16 protein-coding genes are annotated in these 18954 nt (G+C 56.3%); 9 read left to right on the top strand and 7 right to left on the bottom strand.

Annotated elements, in window-relative coordinates:
• Nucleotides 1-38: 38 nt before the first annotated feature.
• Entirely contained in the window at nucleotides 39-1049 is a 1011-nt protein-coding gene (locus tag DKW72_RS07355) for a Kelch repeat-containing protein (protein WP_111641677.1), read from the top strand.
• Between the two features lie 69 nt (nucleotides 1050-1118).
• On the opposite strand, the gene DKW72_RS07350 is transcribed toward DKW72_RS07355, so the two are convergent.
• Complete coding sequence (locus DKW72_RS07350; RefSeq protein ID WP_198411260.1) at nucleotides 1119-2468, bottom strand: Fic family protein; 1350 nt, start codon at nucleotides 2466-2468, stop codon at nucleotides 1119-1121.
• A 241-nt stretch (nucleotides 2469-2709) separates the two neighbouring features.
• Here DKW72_RS07350 and DKW72_RS07345 point away from each other — a divergent pair, with 241 nt between their 5' ends.
• The 4 genes from DKW72_RS07345 to DKW72_RS16505 all read left to right on the top strand — a co-directional run bounded on the left by DKW72_RS07345 (nucleotide 2710) and on the right by DKW72_RS16505 (nucleotide 5950).
• Complete coding sequence (locus tag DKW72_RS07345; RefSeq protein WP_111641676.1) at nucleotides 2710-3270, top strand: dihydrofolate reductase family protein; 561 nt, start codon at nucleotides 2710-2712, stop codon at nucleotides 3268-3270.
• A gap of 7 nt (nucleotides 3271-3277) precedes the next feature.
• The gene (locus DKW72_RS07340; protein ID WP_198411259.1) at nucleotides 3278-3445 is read left to right on the top strand and encodes a hypothetical protein; all 168 of its coding nucleotides are present in this window, start codon (nucleotides 3278-3280) and stop codon (nucleotides 3443-3445) included.
• Nucleotides 3446-3557: 112 nt separating this feature from the next.
• Nucleotides 3558-4736, top strand: a complete 1179-nt coding sequence (locus DKW72_RS07335) for a DUF3095 family protein (RefSeq protein WP_111641675.1) — start codon at nucleotides 3558-3560, stop codon at nucleotides 4734-4736.
• A 146-nt stretch (nucleotides 4737-4882) separates the two neighbouring features.
• On the top strand, nucleotides 4883-5950 hold the full coding sequence (locus DKW72_RS16505; protein ID WP_198411258.1) for a methyl-accepting chemotaxis protein: 1068 nt from the start codon (nucleotides 4883-4885) through the stop codon (nucleotides 5948-5950).
• A 55-nt stretch (nucleotides 5951-6005) separates the two neighbouring features.
• Here the strand turns inward: DKW72_RS16505 and DKW72_RS07325 are convergent, their stop codons facing one another.
• On the bottom strand, nucleotides 6006-7925 hold the full coding sequence (locus DKW72_RS07325; protein WP_111641673.1) for a CHRD domain-containing protein: 1920 nt from the start codon (nucleotides 7923-7925) through the stop codon (nucleotides 6006-6008).
• Between the two features lie 327 nt (nucleotides 7926-8252).
• Here DKW72_RS07325 and DKW72_RS07320 point away from each other — a divergent pair, with 327 nt between their 5' ends.
• From DKW72_RS07320 to DKW72_RS07305, 4 genes are all read left to right on the top strand, one after another.
• On the top strand, nucleotides 8253-8852 hold the full coding sequence (locus DKW72_RS07320) for a peroxiredoxin family protein (RefSeq protein ID WP_111641672.1): 600 nt from the start codon (nucleotides 8253-8255) through the stop codon (nucleotides 8850-8852).
• Between the two features lie 718 nt (nucleotides 8853-9570).
• Complete coding sequence (locus DKW72_RS07315) at nucleotides 9571-11046, top strand: ice-binding family protein (RefSeq protein WP_111641671.1); 1476 nt, start codon at nucleotides 9571-9573, stop codon at nucleotides 11044-11046.
• An 80-nt stretch (nucleotides 11047-11126) separates the two neighbouring features.
• The gene (locus tag DKW72_RS07310; RefSeq protein ID WP_111641670.1) at nucleotides 11127-12173 is read left to right on the top strand and encodes an OmpA family protein; all 1047 of its coding nucleotides are present in this window, start codon (nucleotides 11127-11129) and stop codon (nucleotides 12171-12173) included.
• 282 nt (nucleotides 12174-12455) lie between these two features.
• Nucleotides 12456-12998 (top strand): PRC-barrel domain-containing protein, encoded by a 543-nt coding sequence (locus DKW72_RS07305; RefSeq protein WP_111641669.1) that lies wholly within the window; start codon nucleotides 12456-12458, stop codon nucleotides 12996-12998.
• Between the two features lie 202 nt (nucleotides 12999-13200).
• Here the strand turns inward: DKW72_RS07305 and DKW72_RS07300 are convergent, their stop codons facing one another.
• The 5 genes from DKW72_RS07300 to DKW72_RS07280 all read right to left on the bottom strand — a co-directional run bounded on the left by DKW72_RS07300 (nucleotide 13201) and on the right by DKW72_RS07280 (nucleotide 18845).
• Nucleotides 13201-14532, bottom strand: a complete 1332-nt coding sequence (locus DKW72_RS07300; RefSeq protein WP_111641668.1) for a CHRD domain-containing protein — start codon at nucleotides 14530-14532, stop codon at nucleotides 13201-13203.
• Nucleotides 14533-14673: 141 nt separating this feature from the next.
• Complete coding sequence (locus DKW72_RS07295) at nucleotides 14674-15255, bottom strand: hypothetical protein (RefSeq protein WP_198411257.1); 582 nt, start codon at nucleotides 15253-15255, stop codon at nucleotides 14674-14676.
• Nucleotides 15242-15880, bottom strand: a complete 639-nt coding sequence (locus tag DKW72_RS07290) for a ferritin-like domain-containing protein (protein WP_111641667.1) — start codon at nucleotides 15878-15880, stop codon at nucleotides 15242-15244. Before DKW72_RS07290 ends, DKW72_RS07295 begins: the two co-directional genes overlap by 14 nt.
• A gap of 48 nt (nucleotides 15881-15928) precedes the next feature.
• On the bottom strand, nucleotides 15929-18280 hold the full coding sequence (locus tag DKW72_RS07285) for a catalase (protein WP_232522346.1): 2352 nt from the start codon (nucleotides 18278-18280) through the stop codon (nucleotides 15929-15931).
• A 16-nt stretch (nucleotides 18281-18296) separates the two neighbouring features.
• Entirely contained in the window at nucleotides 18297-18845 is a 549-nt protein-coding gene (locus DKW72_RS07280; protein ID WP_111641666.1) for a hypothetical protein, read from the bottom strand.
• Nucleotides 18846-18954: the final 109 nt, after the last annotated feature.

Genomic DNA, 18954 nt, shown 5'->3' with positions numbered 1-18954 from the left:
CTCGTTGGGTAAAAAATACACTTTCAGGAGCCAAAACCATGTCTGTTCTCAGATCATCCGCCGCCGTAGGCATCGCCCTGAGCACCCTCGCCGCCTGTAGTGCGCAAACCACTGACCCGGCGGGCAGTGTAGCGGGTGTGCAGTGGCAGGCGCATACGCCCAGCTCGCCACCCACCGAGCGACACGAGAACGGTTTTGTCGCCGTGGGCGACCGCCTGTATTTGCTGGGTGGTCGGGGTGATCGGCCACTGGATATCTACGATCCGGCCGCCGGCACCTGGAGCCAGGGCGCGGAGCCGCCGTTCGAGATTCACCATATGCAGGCCATTGCCTATGACGACAAGCTCTATGTGCTCGGCGCCATGACCGGCGGCTTTCCTGAGGAGCCGCCGCTCAGCCATGTTCTGATTTACGATCCGGCCACCGATGCCTGGTCAGAAGGGCCCGAAATTCCCGTCGATCGCCAGCGTGGCGGTAGTGGTGTGGTGCTGCACGAGGGGCTGATCTATCTGGTGGGCGGCAACACCCGCGGCCATATGAGTGGTTACGTCGCCTGGCTGGACGTGTTTGATCCGGAGACCGGGCAATGGACCCCGTTGCCGGACGCGCCCCACGCGCGGGATCACTTTCACGCGGCGGTGATCGACGGCTACCTGTACGCAGCCGGCGGGCGCCAGTCGTCCCACGATACCGGCGAGGTGATGACCCTCACGGTCGGGCCTGTGGATGTCTACGATATTGCCAATCAGCGCTGGCACACGCTGGACCAGCCCTTGCCCACCGAGCGGGCGGGTACGGGAACCGTCGCCTTTAACGGTATGCTGGTGGTGCTGGGCGGCGAGAGCGGCAATCAGGAGGCATCCCACCGAGAGGTCGAGGCCTACGACCCGGCCACCCAACAATGGCTCAGCCTGCCGCCTCTGCCCGTTGGTCGCCACGGCACCCAGGCCACGCTCTATAACGGCGAGCTACACATCGTCGCCGGTAGCGGCAATCGCGGCGGCGGCCCGGAATTGAATGATCATTGGATTATGACGCTGTCAGAATAGCGAGTTCAATCGACTCTGACTCCATTGAAGCCCCGATTTGACCCGCTGACAAAAGTGTCAAAGAAGTCTTTACTTTTCTCGCGCGAGCCTGGCCTGCAAGTCTTTAGGAACCGGGAATATATAGCTTCGCCCCTGGGTCGCTTTTTCAAGTAGCCCTAGCGTTACTAAAGCAATCAAATCGCGCCGGGCAGTATCATAGGTAATGCCATGGGAGCGCTGGTGATCTTCAATGCGGTAGGCATGCCGCGGATTTTTAATCGCATGGCGCAGCAAGGAAAGCTGTCTGGCATTAAGGGCTTTTTGCAGGCGAGGGCTGCGGGCGATCTCTTTCCGAACCTGTTGAATTTTTTCTTGCTGCTGCTCAAGGTAGTCGTGTAGCGCACTGATCGCCTGAATGACGACCTCTAACTGATGAATGACAAAATACGTCATGTCGTTTTCATCGGTTTCTACCTGCAAAAAAGCTTGGCCATATTGTTTGGGTGCCTGCTTAATCACTTTCGATATCGTGGTGTACTCCAATAGCCTATACCCCTGCCTCACAGCCACCCAATAAAACAATGCCCTTGCGGTCCGGCCATTGCCGTCCACAAACGGGTGGTCATAAGCCAGCACAAAGTGCACCAGTATCGCCCGAATCAAAGGATGAACAAAAAACTCCGGTGTGTCGCCATTGGCGAGGTTGCACAAGTAGGCGAGCCGCTCGGGAAGCTCGTGAGCCGGGGGCGGGCAATGCAATATATCGCCAGTCTCTGTATCGACGACGTTCACATTGTCGTCCGCTTGCCTGAGCTTACCCGCATGTGCGGAATCGTCCAAAGTTCCTTCAGTCAGTATTCGCTGAAGCTCCAAAATTGTATCGGGAGTGAGCGGTGTGTCACGATGGGTGCGAATAAATTCCATGGCCCGATAGTTATTCAGGATCATGGTTTCATCTTTACTGATGGGCGTCCGATTGACCCGCAGCATCTCTTTGGCCTCAAGCCTCGTGGTGCTGGCGCCCTCAAGCTGGCTCGACGAGATGGCCTCCTCAACCAGTGACCTGACCAAGTAAGTGCCTCTGGTTTCCTTCTCAGAGATCAATGCTGACAGTTGCTGTGCCCCAGCCGCATTGACATCCAGCCAGTGCAGTTTCTCTGCCACCAGGTCTGGCTCACACCACCACAGGGGCTTACCATCCACACCCTTAATGGACAGATATTTGGCCCTGGTTCGCCGGGCATGGGTCAACCCCGCCCACCACTGATGGGGCGTGAGACTCGGATGCTGCTTAAAGCGAATTTTGTCCCAGTGGCTGTACCGACCCTTATCGTCGACTACCCCGGTGGCGAGGATCTCGCCAAGCGCACCTGTACCAGACGCCTCTGTCAGGGCTTTGATAGCGTCTTTATAACCTGGTGATTTGGGCAGAATATGCACATTTAATCCTTTTATAACAGTGGGTTACGATTTCGGCGCCTCATTAAATACTTAAATATAAAAATAAGTATAAGTGTATGATTGCACACTGTAAATGCTGGGTCACTGCCGACGCTCAAGATGTCCGTCTATCTGGTGTCGAAACCCGGTTGCGTTGATCGACTAGTGGGTGGACTACCCTCTGGCTGACATCAGGGGTCACGCAGAATCAGGAGATCCTATCTGTAAGCGGAGAAAGCTAATGGCTCATGTGATCCACTCGATAAACGTTACCGCGAGCGGTCTATGTCACCCTATGGATAGCGTTATTGATGATTCCCATCACCAATATGCGATTGACCTGATGCTGTCGGCTGACGCGTTGATTCTAGGCAGAAAAACCTTTGATCTGTTTATGGATTTCTGGCCCGGCGCAGTGGATAGAGGTGATTTACCTGAAAATACGGTAGCTTTGGCAAACGCTTTAAATAGTATTCCAAAGCTTATTGTTTCGAGCAGAGAAATTGATTTGACCTGGAGTGGCACCAACCACATGCAGGGCCCCGGGCTTGAGGCGATACGGAAAGAGCTGGAGAAATTTAAAGGAACCGCAGTGATTTTTGGAAGCCCCAGCCTGGCCTCCAGCCTACTGGCCGAAGGGTTGGTCAATGAAATTCATATCGTCGCTCAGCCAATCATTGGTGTAGAGGGACCCCGGGTGTTTAGCGATCTAAAGGAGAGAGTAAATCTCGCACTTCTAAGCGCCGATTCGTTCAAATCGGGTGCGGTGTTGTTGCGTTACAGTGTGACCAGACGCCATTGAACTCGGTTTGGCCACGCGTTTCTCGGCGCTGGTGCTACTGGTGATGACGCTTACCATCCAGATTTTCGTCTATCCGGGCGCCTGGCCCACACACGGTGTATGGGCGGCGACGCTGCTTTACCTTATGGCTCACGGGCCGGGCAAAGCTTCACTGGATCACTGGATACGCGGATGACCGCGCCATTGTTGCTATCTATAGATCTTGGTAGACGAGTAAGGCCACCGATATAGTGCATGTGTACTACCCTGTAGACACTAAGCACCTAGGCCCGAGGAAGAGAGCAACGATGACCGATACCGAAGAGCGCCAGCAGCATAAGAACTTCTTTGAAGCAATGACGGCCTTTCGGGATTTTGAGGGCATCGCCAATCCTGATCACTATCGCGCCGCTCCACAGGATTGGTACATCTTTATTACGGATATTCTGAACTCGACCGAAGCCATTGCCGATGGCCGTTACCGGGATGTGAACACACTGGGGGCGGCTTCTATTGTGGTGGCGCGTAAGGTAATGGCGGGGAGAGACTTCCCCTTCGTATTCGGGGGTGATGGTGCGACCCTGCTGGTCCCGTCGTCTGTAGTTGAAGAGCTGTCCTCGCTCCTACTCGGCTTGCAGTCGCTCGCCCGGGAAAACTTTGGTCTGGATCTGCGTGTCGGGTTAGTGTCAGTCGCAGTCTTGAACGATGCCGGGCACCGCGTAGAGGTGGCCAAGTACCAGGAGACCGGAGGCTGGCCCCAGGCTGTGTTCGCCGGTAGCGGGGTGAGCGCGGCCGAAGATTGGGTCAAGGACGATCCGGCGCGCTTTTCGGCGCAGACCTTTGGTGCTGAGGCAGCGCCGGTGGACCTTAACGGCCTTTCCTGTCGCTGGAAGGCGATTCCGGGCGTGCGCGGCCGGGTGATATCCCTGTTGGTTCAGTTGGTGGATGATTCCCCAGCCGCCTATGGCCGGCTATTGGCTGAACTGCACACCATCATGCCGGACGGCCTCCCATCCCACAATCCGGTCAACGATGAAGGATTGGCCTACAAGACGGTGCGCGAAAGTTGCCGGGATGAGCGGCGTTACCATAAGCACAGCTTTAGCGGTGCATTTTTTGGCCGTGTGCTTGAAGTCTTTGTCGCTGTGCTGGCCTTCGGTAAGGGCCTGCCGATGGGCTTTGATGCCACGCTGTACCGGAAGGCGCTGCCGCAGCACACGGATTTCTGCAAGTTCGATAATACCCTGAGGGTGACATTGGATTGCTCGCCGGATCAGGTCGCCCGGATTCGACAGTTTCTCGGCCAGCGGCATCGGGCTGGGGAATTATGGTACGGGATTTTTGAGGGCGACCGGACGCTGATGACCTGCTTTGTGGAGGGGCTTTCGGAGGGCAAGCACTTTCACTTTATTGATGCGGATGATGGGGGCTATACGGCGGCCGCCGCTGACTTAAAGCGGCAAAAGGGTATAGAGCATCAAGGCTGACAAGGGCGGTGGGCAACAATGCCATCACGGGAGCCTGTGAGGGGTATCGTTGGTTCCGCCACCATGTCGTTCAAGTTTTCGCCATGCTGGCCGATGTCCCACGGGATGATTTACCTACTTCGATCCTTCACCGGACAGAGAGAGCTATGAAGCTGAATCTCGGGAAAGCTGTTGTGGTGGCACTTGTTGTCGGCTCTGTACTGGTTTTGATCAATCAGTGGGAGGGCTTTTTTACCGATATTCCCCTCGATCTGCGCAAAATTGGCCTGACCTATTTAGTGCCTTTCACCGTCTTCCTCTGGGGTCAGTGGAGTATCTCAACGGAGCGGCACGCGGCTGCTCTGGAGTTGGCGGTGGCACAAGAACGGGAGGCGCAGGCAAAATCTGCCCGCCAAGCCGGTGTCGCTGATGAAGTGGTTGTTTTGGGGCGCCGGGTCGGCGATACCGCCACCAGGGTAAACCAGGCCTCCCAGGAACGCCTGAAGAACATTCAGGTGGCCGCAGAGGCCATCAACCGGGTATCGGAACATGGCGGGCATATCCAGAAGAGCTCCAATGCGACCAGCGCGGAGATTGATCAACTAAACAATAATGTTGTGGCCCTACAGGCGCACGTTCAGGCGTTGTTGGCTGAGGTGGTGAAAGCGGCTCAATGGTCGAAGACGCTGGTCGGCGAAATGGAAAGCTTCAGCGAGGAGTTCATGCAGATCAATCAAATCACCAAAACCATCGCTGACATTTCGGACCAGACTAATCTTTTGGCGCTCAATGCAGCCATTGAGGCGGCTCGTGCGGGAGAGATGGGGCGTGGTTTCGCGGTCGTAGCGGACGAGGTCAAGAACCTTGCACAGAAAGCCAGCGCAAAGGCCCGAGATATTGAAGCCCTGGTGAGTGAGCTAAGCAGGATCGAGTCAGAGTTGTGTCAGGAATCCGGAAAGTTCTCCAGTTCCCTGGAGCACATTGCCGCCGAAGGTGAACAGAAGCTTGGTGCTATGGACCGGGCACTGAAGCAGTCGGTGGCTCAGGGCAGACAATCTGCCGCCGAAATATCCGACTCCATTCGAGAGCAGACCAGAGAGTTGGAGGGCGTAATCAAACTGATGGATGCTGTAAAAGAAGGTGCTGAAGCAGCCGTAAACGGCTCAGCCGCGAACATGCGACTTGGCGATGAACTTATGGCGCTGGAGCGCAAAGTTCGGGGCACCGATCAGTAGAGTAAAAAAAGGGTCAGAGTCAATTGATTCAATCGACTCTGACCCCATTGGTTTTTTACTGGGTAATCTGACCGCGGATCTCACCGTCGGGATGTGCGGCACTGTGTACGTTCACATAGTGGCCTTCATCCAGCATGATCTCTATCAATTCATCAGAGAGCATGGTTTCTGCAGGCACTTTATAGCCCGAGTCGGTGGCTTCAAGGTGCAGAACAACCCCGCCGTTTTCACCCGCGGGCGCCTGGTGGATATGGGCCGCGTTGCTGTCGATGTCGCTTGTGCTGAAGGCGCCGCGCAAGCTACCCGAAAGGGTGTGTAGAGTGAATGTACCCTGACCGGAAGCCATCGTGTCTACCGCCGGTACTTCTTCATCACCGGACAGCATCAGCGGAAACATGACATGGTCAGACGTCAATATTTGGCCGCGAATTTCACCGTCGGGATAGCTCGGGGAGTGTACATTCACGTAGTGCCCGGCGTTCAGGAACTCCGCCAATGTGGCTTCGTCCAGCGAAGTGTCGGCCGGCAGGCGCCAAACCGACGCATCGCCGCTGTCCTGTTCGAAGCCGACGACCACACCGCCGTTCATGCCGGCAGTGCCGGTGTGAATGTGGGCCGCGCTTGCAGCGTCCAGGTTGCGGGTGTTAACCACCATCATCAGATAGCCGGTTTCGGTGTTGACCAGAGCATAGCCGTCCCCTTCAGCGTCAGTTTCTACCGCCGGAATTTCCTGCGATCCGCTCAGTGCGAACGTCAGTACGTCCCAGGGTGCCGGAGTGACCTGACCACGAATTTCACCGTCTGGGAAGGCTTCCGAATGCATATTCACATAGTGGCCGCCGGCCAGCAGAAGCGCTTGCGTATCCGAGTCCAGGGCGGTGTTTTCGGGGGTCTGCCAGAGTCCGGCATGATCCATATTCTGTTCCAGTCCAACCACGACTCCGCCGTTCTCACCGATAGTGCCCTGGTGGATATGCGCGGCGTTGGTGTCCATATTCATCGCCCAGGCGTTCAGACGAAGACCACCTGTCTCGGTGTTGAGGGTGGCGTAGCCAAGGCCGCTGGCTTCGGAATGAACGCGGGGCACTTCCTGTCCGGGAGACAGGTCGAACAGCACCAGCGCGTAATCGTCTGGCAGGATCTGACCGCGAATTTCGCCGTCCGGGTGGGCGTCAGTATGAACGTTGACGTAGAGGTTGGCCATTTGCAGGGCCGAGGCTTCATCGGAACTCAGAATGGTTCCTTCGGGCAACTGCCAGAGGCCGTCGGTGTCCGCGTTGGCTTCCAGGCCGTGGACAACGCCACCATTCAGGCCGGCTTCAGCGTAGTGGATGTGCGCTGCGCTGGCGTCAAGATCCCAGGCCCAGGTATTGAGGGTCAGCGCACCGTTGCTGCTGTCGTACATCAGGTAGCCCTGACCGTAGGCATCGGTCTGGACGGCGGGTACCTCTTGGTCCCCAGACAGGGTAAAGACGTGAACACTCTGGGTGTCTGTCAGAATTTGCCCACGCAGCTCACCGTCCGGGAAGCTGTCGGTGTGGACGTTGATGTACCAATAACCGGCGAGCAGAGCATCGTGCTGCTCCTGGGTGATGCTTTCACCCTCAATTACCCACATGCCGTCGTCGTAGCCCTCTGTAAATCCGAAGGCTACAGGTCCATTGGTGCCCACTTCGCCCGCATGAATGTGAGCGGCATTGACGCCCATGACGTCGCTGAGGTCCATTTCTGCCATGACGACCATGTCGGTCTCGTTAATAGTCACCGTAGCCATCGCGGACTGGTCGGTGTGCACCATGGGAACTTCCTGCTTGCCTTCGAGCTCCACGTGGTAGCTTTGCAGCTCGGGCTGGGGATCCGGTTGTTCCGGCATGGGGTCGTTACTGCTGCTGCCACACCCGGCGAGGCCGGTGACTGCGGCGAGGATCATCCAATGCATTGGCGTCAGCCAATGATGTCGTTTTGACGTTATCATAATTGTCTATCCTGTTTTTTGGTTTTTTGGTGCGCTGAGCACCAATACTGCAATCGGAAAAAGGTCACAAACTGTAACCAGGCCGTAGAGCTCACTCGTGTCATGAGTGTAAGGGCTTACTGTGTTCGGTGGTTGGCGGATCATTTACAGACAAGATGAGTCGAATTGGTTCTCCAAAGTGTGACGTGACGCACAAAACGCACGAAAAGAAACGGCCGTCTGCTCTATCAAACATAAAATCGAGGCGATCAGTTGATCGGACGCCTGTAGCGGTCCGTAGAGAGGGTCGGGCCACGTTTACTGATAAGCACAAACAGGAGAATCTACATGCGCCTAAATGCGCCCTGCCAGGCTACAAACTTTCGCGGAAGAGATGTCTTTGGAAATCCCTTCCAGCTCAGTGATCACCTCGGGAAACGGGTAATGCTGTCGTTTTTCCGAGACGCCGGATGCCCTTTCTGCAATTTTCGCGTTTACGAGATGACCCATAATTACCAACACTGGAAAGAACATAATCTGGAAATAGTCGTCGTTTTCAGTGACACCGCCGAAAAGGTTCGCCGCTTCGTTGCCAAACACCCCCGGCCCTTCACCATGCTGGCAGACCCCACATTGAAGCTCTATAATCGCTACGGCGTTGAGCATTCCACCGCCGCGCTTCTAAAAGCACTGATATTCAAGCTGCCCCGTATCATCAAGGGCATTGCCAAGGGCGGTCGCCCGAGTAATAATCCGCATCTGGCTGTTGTTCCTGCCGATTTTCTGTTGGACGAGGATGGGCGTATTGAGCATATCTGGTATGGCCGTGATGTCAGTGACCACATTCCCTTGGAGACCGTCACACGCTTTATCGATGAAGGGCGGGCGAAGGGAGGAAAACGCAATACGCGGTGCTCGACCGCAGCTCAAACAAGGCCCCGGCCCTAGGGCTGGGGCTTTGGTTGTGCGCGATACTCTGTGTCAGGCGCTGACCTGACCTGACGCTGTCGGCTGACGCGTTGATTCTAGGCAGAAATACCTTTGATCTGTTTGTGGATTTCTGGCCCGGCGCAGTGGATAGAAGTGATTTGCCAGAAGAAACAGTAGCGCTGGCAAACGCTTTCAATAATATTCCAAAGCTTATTGTCTCGAGCAGACAAATTGATTTGACCTGGAATGGCACCCAACACATACAGGGGCCCCGGGCTTTTAGCGATATAAAGGAAAGCGTAAACCTCGCACTTCTAAGCGCCGGATCGTTCAAATCGGGTGCGGTGTTGTTGCGTTACAGTGTGACCAGAGGTTGAGCCACGAGCTGAGAGTTCAATGGGGTCAGAGTCGATTGATTCAGTCGACTCTGACCCCATTGAACTCTTTCTTTACCTATTTCCCGAAATAGGGCGTATAGTCTCCTCATTGTGAAAGGAATCTGGTCGTCCAGCGCCTAGCGGGCGATTCCTTTCCCTAAAACGTTTCTAAACCAGCCACGGAACTAGAGTCTTAGCATTCCTTCCCCGAACGGGGTCGCAATGTTTCTCATTCGACATTCGATCGCACATCTCTACTCTCCACGACTACCTTGAACGATTCACCGCACCCAGTGCGTGCGCGGGTTTCCGCGCGCCTGTATGCCGTGATTCAGATCCCCCTAATAGGAAGAATCTTTATGAAAGACCTCGTGCGCTGCTTCAAATCACCGGTATGGCTGATTGCCCTACTGGCCATGGTTATTGCCGCTGGCTGCGGTGGTGGCAAGTGGGATGGCGATCCGGCGACTATCCCCGATCCTGCTGTTGTGCCTACTGTTTCCGGTACTAACCCGGAAAACGATGCCAACAACGTTGCCCTGACCACAGCGGTCAATGCGACTTTTAGCGTCGCCATGGATGCCGCGACCATCGATACCGCCACCTTTACCCTGAGCGGCCCCAATGCCACTTCGGTCGACGGTAGCGTGACCTACTCTGCGGCCAACCGGACGGCCACCTTCGTGCCCGCAAGCAACCTGGCGCTGGATACGCTCTACACCGCCGTCATCTCTTCGGATGCCGAGAGCGATGCCGGTACGCCCTTGGCGGCCGACGTCAGCTGGTCGTTTACCACGCGCGATAGCGAGTCGCCCATCGCCATCAGCGAAATCAATCCGGACAATGAAGTCGAACAGGTGTGCACCAACAAAACCGTCCGGGCGGTGTTTGATCGCGCGGTCGATGCGGCCACCATTGAATCTCCGGCGACCAGTTTTGTCTTGGTCGACACGCTCAATTCCATGAACGTTGATGGCACCGTGACCCTTGACGATATGGGCACCACCGCGACGTTTGCGCCGACGTCTGCGCTCAACCCGGACCTTGATTACACCGCGACGGTCACCACCGACGTTAAGGATGAGGACGGCAATGCATTGGCCGATGATGTGAGTTGGACTTTTACCACTGGCGACTCGTTTTGCCAGGACATTATTACCCTCGGCGTGACCAAGCCTTACGGTGTTCTGTCGAATACCGGCGTGACCCTGGGCGGCGGACCGGATAGCACCACCGGCCTGCGTATCGATGGCGATGTGGGTATTTTCCCCGCTGGCGCGTGTATCGGTTGTGATAGCACTACCGTCAGTGGCGAGATTGAAATTGGCAATACCGTTGCCAGTGACGCAATGGATGATCTTGAAGCGGCCTATAACGAAGCCCTCAACCGTTCAACCAATCGTTGTACGCTTATCGACTCGGGTGTATTGACGACCAATCCGTCAGCGGCTTGTGGTGGCGGTGCGGATGGTGTGTTTGCGCCGGGCCTCTACTGGTCAGGAACCTCGATCGAGATTCCCGTTGACGGCACCATTACCCTTGACGGCCAGAACGATCCGGATGCGGTGTTTATCTTTCAGTCAGAGTCTTCCATCGATACCATCGGCGGCAATACGCATATCCTGCTGATCAACGGCGCCAAAGCCAATAACGTCTATTGGGTTGCGGGAAGTTCGGCGACCATCGGCGGCACCGACTCCAACTTTATTGGAACCATTCTGGCCATGATTGGCATTACCGTGAACACCGGTACCGAGATGAATGGGCGCGCGTTTGCTCGCGGCGCTGAGGTGACGGTTCAGGACGGTGCACTGATCATCGTGCCTACCGAATAAACTTCACCGCACCTTATACAGCACGGGCGCTCGACTCTTCGGCGCCCCACGCCAACCGCAATAATGACCGGTAACGACACATGAAAACGAACAAAACCACGCCCTTTAAGGCAACCACAGCGGTTTTACCGCTTCTGACTTTCACCCTCGCGGCATCATTGCCCGCCCACGCGAAAACCGAAGCAGGCCAATTCGAAGTCAGCCCCTTTGTCGGCATTCAGATGTTTGACAGTGGTCACAACCTGGAAGACGCACTCACCTACGGCATCCGTTTGGGCTACAGCTTCACCGATCGCTGGACGCTTGAAGGCGCGCTGTTCTTTGTGGGCAGCAGTGTCGATGACACCGACCTGTTGAACCCGGGAAGAGGCCAATTCTCGAGCCCCATCGGCGACGTCGATCTGACCGTGTATCAGCTGGATGCCCTGTATCACTTCCGCCCGGAAAACACCTTCTCCCCTTACATCGTGTTCGGCTACGGTGCGACGGATTACAGCCCGAGCATTTCCGATAAAGAAATGTCGACCTTTAATATCGGTGTAGGTGCAAAATATTGGATCAGCGATAACCTGGCCATGCGCTTTGACCTGCGCGATCACTTTGTCAGCGAAGTGTTCGACGAGGGTTTCCACAACCTGAGTGCGACCGTTGGCCTTACCTTGGCCTTTGGTGGTAAATCAAGCGCGCGCAGCGCTCCCGTGACCGAAGCGTCGCCGGCGCCCGCGCCGAGAGCGGCTGCCCCCAGACAGGAAGCGGCCACGGCGGAGGTGATTGCATTGGAGTTTGAAGACATTCACTTCGACTTCGACCGGTCGACGCTTACCCCTGAAGCGCAGGCCATTTTGCAGAGAAGCGTGAACACGCTCAAAGAAAACCCCAGAGCCCGTGTGCGCATTGCCGGCTACACCTCGGCCTCCGGTACCGCCGCCCATAACCAGGCCCTGAGCGAACGTCGTGCTGACGCCATCAAAAGCTACCTGGTCGAGCAAGGCATCGCCACCCGCCGACTCGCCACCATCGGCTACGGCGACACCCGCCCGGCTTCCCATGAAGCCAACCCCAGTAACAAAGAGTCCGTAGCCGCAAAAGAAAACATGCGCGCCCTCTTCGAAATCATCATCGAATAAACCAAAAGAACCAGAAGGGTCAGAGTCGATTGAACGAATCGACTCTGACCCTTCTGGCGCGGTTTTCTTCAGCCACTTGTGGGTGGAAAATATTTTCTCTTTCTTCGTGCGTCAGCGAACCGACTATCCCGCGTCTTGGGTGTAGTTTTTAATCTCATCCTGAATTCCATCTCTATGGAGGTTCAGTCTAATTCTCGGTAATGATGCCGGGGAGTCAAGCTTTGATGAAGCGGTTATATGCGGAAGTTTATGTATAACACACGCGATTTGAAGGAGATCCATATGAACAAGCTACATTCATTAGCATTTTATGCATTGGTCACACCCGCTCTCACATTGGGCTCTGGGTCTGTACTGGCGCAGCAATCGACTGGTCAGGATACTGACCGGCAACAGCGGCAGCAACAGCAACAACAGCAAGGAACCCAGCGTGACCAGAGTGAAAGCACACATCGCGACCAGCGGTCTGGTGCCCAGTCTGCGTCGGATCGGCAGAAAGCGGGCGACCACTCTCGCATGCAAAGCCAAGCCTATATGAACGCACCGCCGGCCAATAGCACGCTGGCGAGCGACCTGATGGGTACCGACCTTCGAACCAGTGATGACGAAGATGTAGGCTCGGTCGACGACCTGATCATTGACGATGACGGTAAAGTTGTCGCGGTTATCGTCGGCGTTGGTGGGTTCCTGGGTATTGGTGAGAAAGATGTCGCTATTAGCTGGGACAGCGTCACGCAAACGGGCACGTCTAATGACCGAAAGTTGACAATCAACGCGAGTCGTGAAGATCTGCGTTCGGCGCCGGAGTTTGAGAAACGGGATTGAATCCTGAATCTTAACTTTTTGGTGGAACGTTAACGGCAGAGGCGCAAGCCCCTGCCGTTTTTCTGTAACGCCCCGCTTTACGTTGAATCTGAACCCTCGAGTGCCTCAATTAGACGTCAGTGACTGGGGCCATAAAAAAGCCCCGACTTTACGGTCGGGGCTATGCGCGATGTGATCACTTCCTGGGTGCGACGGTTTTCGGTCAGTCTGTAATCTGACCGCGAATTTCACCTGATGGAAAGTCGGCCGAGTATACATTCACATAGTGACCACCGGCGAGTAGCGTGGCTTGCGCACCCGTGCTCATGGCGACGTTCTCTGGTGTTTGCCAGAGCCCCGGGTGGTCTTCGTGCTCTTCCAGTGCGAGCACCGTATCGCCATTCTCGCCGGTGTTGGCTTGGCGAATGCTGGCGCCGGTAGCCTCCATATCTTTCGCCCAGACATTCAGGCGCAGGCCGCCCGTTGCGGTGTTCAGCGTAAGGTATCCGAGGCCGCTGGCGTCAGATGTGACCGCGGGAACCCCCTGTCCGGCGGACAGATCGAACAGTATCAGTACCGTGTCGTCAGGCAATATCTGCCCGCGGATTTCACCATCCGGGTACGCGTCGGTATGGACGTTGACGTAGAGGTTGGCTGTCCTCAGGGCATAGATATCGTCCGAACCCAGCACGGTGCCGTCCGCCAACTGCCAGAGACCTTCGGTACCGGAATCTGCATCCCACCCCACGAGAATGTCGCCGTTCATACCCGCCTCGGCCTGGTGAATATGCGCCGCGGTCGCGGTGAGATCCCACGCCAGGGTATTGAGTGTCAGAATACCATTGCTGCTGTCGTACAACAGGTAGCCCTGGCCGTGGGCGTCGGTCTGTACCGCGGGAACTTCCTGATTGCCCGACAGGGTAAAGACGTAAAGACTCTGCGTGTCGGTCAGAATCTGCCCCCGTAGTTCACCGTCTGGAAAACTCTCGGTGTGCACGTTGATGTACCAACCACCGGCGAGCAATGCATCATGCTGCACTTCTGTGAGAGCCTCACCCTCGATTACCCAGATGCCATTGTCGCCGGAATCGGAGAACCCAAAGACCACCGGACCGTTGGTGCCGACGTCGCCCGCATGAATATGGGCCGCGTTGACGCCGACAACATCGCTCAGGTTCATCGCCGCCATGACCATCATGTCGGTACGGTTGACGGTGACAGCGGCTGTTGCCGACTGATCGGTGGATACTTTGGGGACCTCCTGCTTACCTTCAAGCAGGACGTCATAGCTTTGCAGCTCGGGATCAGGGTCAGGTACGACGCCGTTAGGAACACTACTGCTACTGCCATTGGCAACACTGCTACTGTCGTTCGCAACACTGCTACTACCGTTGTTGCCATTCGCAATACTGCTACTACTACTGCTGTTGTTGCCTTCGTTGTCAGTGTTGTCATTGCCGCTGCTGCCGCCACCACAACCGGCCAGGCCGGCAACCGCTGCGAACACCAACCAATGCATTGTCGTCGACCAACATTTCTGCTTTAACGTATTCATAACTATCAAACCTCGCCCTGTCTGACCGCGCAACTTAGAAGATCAGCGCGATCAGAATGATGATGGGAATGGGAACCCCGAGTAACCACAGTAATATCGCTGACATAGGAACCTCCAATGAGTAAAACCAGTGAATGCGATCTATTGGGCATCGCGTTGACGTCCGCCGAAAACTGCCATAACACTGGCCGAGAAAGCGCCAATCAGCAGTGTGATAAACAACCAAAGGGCCGTGTAAGCCGATGCCTCGCGCGCTTCATCCGCTGTCAGCGCCACGGTTGAATCCGTCCCGCCGACAATTGCACCCACGGCGGAGCCCAGTACCGCCGCCGTGACCAGCGAAGCGACTGCCCAGCTGAGAAAACCGTGGGCGGTATCGCGAAAAAAGACTTCGTCGGTCTGTACCGCGGGCCATTTGGTTCGCAACCGCCCCGCGAGATAGCCGCCCAATCCGGAAGCCGCCAGCTGCGTGCATGTGAGCCACAGGATCATCCCGAAGCCAACCGCGGTGGCACCGGCTCCTTCCATAGCCCACGGTGACACCACAGAAAAGCCGAGTCCGGTTCCGAGAAGCAGCAGTATCAGGGACAGCGCTGCCGCGCCCGCCGCGCCGGCCAGGATCGCTGACCAGGAGACGGCGCTGCCTCTGTCCGGAATGCTGTCGATATGCGCCGATCCGTCGTACGGACGCACGGGATCAGGCACTGTATTAGTGTCCTGCATGACGGTCTCCCTCTCTTCTCAACATGTTGTTGCGCTGGTTTCCTGCTCTTTCGGCACCGATTGCAGTTTCAACGTTTTTGACTTCTTCCGGCGGGGGAAGAACAGCCGGCAAGCCAAACGATTCAATCCACAGTTCCCGGGTGAATCCTTTCGTGTGATACAGGTGATGTTCCTCTTCTTCGCCGATGGCTTCGACCGCTGTCTTGAGTGCGCCGGTTTCCTTGCCTTGTCCGTGCTCAGCCAAGTGACCAATCAGTTCCCAGTTCTGATGATCCTTGGTTTCCGCCAGAACCACGCACTCGCACGCTACGAGCTGTGCCGCTGTGGCGTTGTCCTGGCTTCTCGCCATTTCAATCGCTTCTACGAGGGCGTCTCCGATGTGTGCGACGACTTCCTGCCCTGGCGTGATGGTGTCCGGGTCCAATTCCAGCTCCTTGAATACGTCCAGCAGTACCCGTTCATGGGTTCGTGTTTCCTCAAGATATTCTTCCCATTCATTCTTCAAGTCGTCGTTCTTTGCGCATAGCAGCGCTGCTTCGTAAATTCTGATGCCGCCGCGCTCGGTCTCCAGGGCTTGATGCAACAACTCATGGAGCTGATTTTTGATATACGGTGTTTTCTTCATGATTTACTCCTCAACATTATTAGGCAGATTGCCGGTGTGTACGCTGCGCTACTTGGTGGGTGGATCGCTATCACGGGAGAAGTGACGATGGGCCGCGATGGCCTCGATAAATGCCGGCGCGATCTCGGTGGTATCAGCGTCCTCCGACAACAGAATGCCGGGATCTTTCTCCATCTCTGAACCAATGCCGACGACTCTCAGCAGTTCCCGTCCGGCGCCCAGTGCAAGAATTGTTTTGCAGTGCCTATACAGGTCAGTGATGAACGCCATCGTGTGCCCATTGTCCGCAAGTGCCCGTATCGCATCGCTACCATCGGGTACCACTAACGCATCGAAGAGAAATCCCGGTGCGTTTTCCAGGGACTTGTCTGCTTCAATCTTCTTGCCGGAGTCACCGGTAAACAGGCCCACCCGTGGCCCCACGAAATGAACGACAGCACCGGCCTCGACCAACGCTCGGTAGAGGCTGACGATTGAAGAAAGCTGGACACCCTCTTCGATCAGCACGGCAACTTGACGGGTGCGGATACCGCATTCGCCCGGCCGGGCCATCAGCGACAACGCGGGTGACGCCTTGATCTCTGGCGCCTGCGGATTGGCGCTCGCTTTGGGCATCGCTTCGGGTACTTTCATGCCCAAGCCGGTTGCCACGTCTTTTGCCAGGTCCTGCGAAACGTTAACCAGCGACGACAACATCCGCGTACGAATCGCCGGGATATCGACTTTGCTCAGCTCGAAGCGGAATGCGGCGGCAATATGGGCTTTCTCGACATCTGTTTGACTCTCGAAAAACAAGGTGGCCTGTGCGTAGTGCTCGGCGAACTTCTCAGGCTTTCCACGGACTTTGTCCTCGGAAACGCGTTCGGGGAAGGACGTGAACCCTGTTTCTCCTGCCTGAAAGGGACAGCCGCCTGCCAAGGAATTTGGCTCGTAAGCCACGCGCCCTCGGTGCACTGCCTGACGGTGCAGGCCATCACGTTGGTTGTTCTGCACTGAGGCGAGCGGCGAATTGATCGGAATCTCGTGAAAGTTCGGGCCGCCCAGTCGCGTTATCTGAGTGTCGACATAGGAATGAATGCGACCGGCAAGCAGTGGATCGTTGGAAAAATCAATACCCGGAATGACGTGCGCGGTGCAGAATGCGACCTGTTCGGTTTCAGCAAAGAAATTGTCGGGGTTCCTGTTCAGAACCATGCGCCCGACGGGGGTCAGCGGTACCAGCTCCTCCGGTATGATCTTGGTTGAATCGAGCACATCGAAGCTGAAACCGTCCGCCTGCTCCTCCGTGAATATTTGCAGGCTCAGTTCCCATTCCGGGAACTCACCGGATTCAATCGCTTCCCACAAATCGCGCCGATGATAGTCCGGGTCTGCGCCCGAGATTTTCACCGCTTCGTCCCAGACGAGCGAGTGGGTCCCCTGGAGCGGTGTCCAGTGAAACTTGCAGAATACGGATTGGCCTTCCGCATTGATCAGGCGGAAGGTATGTACGCCGAAGCCCTGCATCATTCGGTAGCTGCGGGGGATGCCACGATCCGACATGACCCACATCAGCATGTGGGTGGACTCGGGCATCAGGGAGACGAAATCCCAGAAGGTGTCGTGGGCTGATGCCGCTTGCGGCATGCCGTGATGCGGTTCCGGTTTGAGGGCATGAACCAGGTCGGGAAACTTCATGGCATCCTGAATAAAGAACACCGGTATGTTGTTTCCCACCAGATCCCAGTTGCCCTCGTCGGTATAGAACTTCACCGCGAAGCCGCGCGCGTCGCGTGCGGTATCTTTCGAGCCGCGTTCGCCCGCCACCGTGGAAAAACGCACAAACACCGGGGTAGTCTTACCCTTCTCGGTGAACGGGGCCGCGCGCGTGTACTGGGTCAGGGCGTCGTAAGCTTCAAAGTAGCCGTGCGCCGCTGAGCCCCGGGCGTGAACGACGCGCTCCGGTATGCGTTCGTGATCGAAATGCGTGATCTTCTCCCGAAGAATGAAGTCTTCGAGTAGCGATGGCCCACGCAATCCGGCTTTCAAGGTGTTTTGATTGTCGCTGATGGGAACACCTTGATTGGTGGTCAAGGTCCTCTGGCTGGGATCAACCCGAACACGGTCGAGCGAATCGATCGTCGCATTGGTTCCGAGCCACGCAGCGCCGCCGGTTTTTGGTGTGCCGGTTTCCTCCGAGATCGTACTTGCGGTCAGCCGGCTGGAGTTGGGTTCGACTGTTTCCCCCGCCGGTGGCGCTGAAGCATTGTCGCGACCGTACTCGCGTGCCTTAGCGCGGTTATAGGGTATTCCGGCGACCAGATCGTCGGTTGCCATGGCTTTCTCTGCGACAACGTCGTTGGTTCTAAGCGCGCCGCCGCTATCCGGCGCGTCCTTGTTCGATGTTTTCTTGGCGCTCATTGTTGGTCTCCGGCGACTAGTAGTTGTAACCCAGGCCGACGGTATAAGCCCAGGCGCCATCATCCTGGAAGGCATCGGTAGCATCACTGGTGCTGCTGAAAAGGAACTGGTACTCGACGCGCGCGAGGAAGTAGGTCTTCGCCAATACGTAGTACTTCACGCCTGTTTCCAGACCCGCAAAGGCGCTGTCGTTGACACCGTCACCGTAGACACCACCCAGGCTTCCGCCGATGAACGGGCGTGCACGATCCGACAGGAACTGATAGTTGTAGTAGCCGCGGGTTGAGCCGTTCCAGAAATCATTGGTGATGCTCTCGCCCTCGATGCTGGCGTAGTTGATGCTTTGCCGAATGCCGGCCACCGCGTTATTGCGTAGATACCAACCCATGTCGCCGGTAACGCCGAAGCTACCGCTATTGAAGCCCTGGTCGCTGGTGCCGGTGCCGGAGATGGAGAACTCTTTTTCACCCGCTGCCGGGCCAAAATTTGAGGACTGTGCGGATGCCACCATGGGCAATGCGCCGAGCAGACAGAACGTAATTGCTGCCGTGTTGATTTTGTTCATGAGAGATTCCTTGGGTGTCGTTTACAGGTCGAGTTTCTGACGCCATAACCTACATGGCGCGAACTCTCATGATCGGGGTTTGGCCGCTCGGTTGTCTGTTCGTAAGCGC

It is taken from the genome of Marinimicrobium alkaliphilum, from assembly GCF_003259155.1.
In the GTDB taxonomy this organism is placed as follows: Bacteria; Pseudomonadota; Gammaproteobacteria; order Pseudomonadales; family Cellvibrionaceae; genus Marinimicrobium_A; species Marinimicrobium_A alkaliphilum.
The sequence above is the reverse complement of the archived record's forward strand: the minus strand, read 5'-3'. Positions and strand labels throughout refer to the sequence as shown.

What these genes read in the sequence shown, in the direction of transcription:
- DKW72_RS07355 (WP_111641677.1), top strand. Translation starts at nt 39, where the DNA reads ATGTCTGTTCTCAGATCATCCGCCGCCGTAGGCATCGCCCTGAGCACC.
- DKW72_RS07345 (WP_111641676.1), top strand. Translation starts at nt 2,710, where the DNA reads ATGGCTCATGTGATCCACTCGATAAACGTTACCGCGAGCGGTCTATGT.
- DKW72_RS07335 (WP_111641675.1), top strand. Translation starts at nt 3,558, where the DNA reads ATGACCGATACCGAAGAGCGCCAGCAGCATAAGAACTTCTTTGAAGCA.
- DKW72_RS16505 (WP_198411258.1), top strand. Translation starts at nt 4,883, where the DNA reads ATGAAGCTGAATCTCGGGAAAGCTGTTGTGGTGGCACTTGTTGTCGGC.
- DKW72_RS07325 (WP_111641673.1), bottom strand. Translation starts at nt 7,925, where the DNA reads ATGATAACGTCAAAACGACATCATTGGCTGACGCCAATGCATTGGATG.
- DKW72_RS07320 (WP_111641672.1), top strand. Translation starts at nt 8,253, where the DNA reads ATGCGCCTAAATGCGCCCTGCCAGGCTACAAACTTTCGCGGAAGAGAT.
- DKW72_RS07315 (WP_111641671.1), top strand. Translation starts at nt 9,571, where the DNA reads ATGAAAGACCTCGTGCGCTGCTTCAAATCACCGGTATGGCTGATTGCC.
- DKW72_RS07310 (WP_111641670.1), top strand. Translation starts at nt 11,127, where the DNA reads ATGAAAACGAACAAAACCACGCCCTTTAAGGCAACCACAGCGGTTTTA.
- DKW72_RS07305 (WP_111641669.1), top strand. Translation starts at nt 12,456, where the DNA reads ATGAACAAGCTACATTCATTAGCATTTTATGCATTGGTCACACCCGCT.
- DKW72_RS07300 (WP_111641668.1), bottom strand. Translation starts at nt 14,532, where the DNA reads ATGAATACGTTAAAGCAGAAATGTTGGTCGACGACAATGCATTGGTTG.
- DKW72_RS07295 (WP_198411257.1), bottom strand. Translation starts at nt 15,255, where the DNA reads ATGCAGGACACTAATACAGTGCCTGATCCCGTGCGTCCGTACGACGGA.
- DKW72_RS07290 (WP_111641667.1), bottom strand. Translation starts at nt 15,880, where the DNA reads ATGAAGAAAACACCGTATATCAAAAATCAGCTCCATGAGTTGTTGCAT.
- DKW72_RS07285 (WP_232522346.1), bottom strand. Translation starts at nt 18,280, where the DNA reads ATGAGCGCCAAGAAAACATCGAACAAGGACGCGCCGGATAGCGGCGGC.
- DKW72_RS07280 (WP_111641666.1), bottom strand. Translation starts at nt 18,845, where the DNA reads ATGAACAAAATCAACACGGCAGCAATTACGTTCTGTCTGCTCGGCGCA.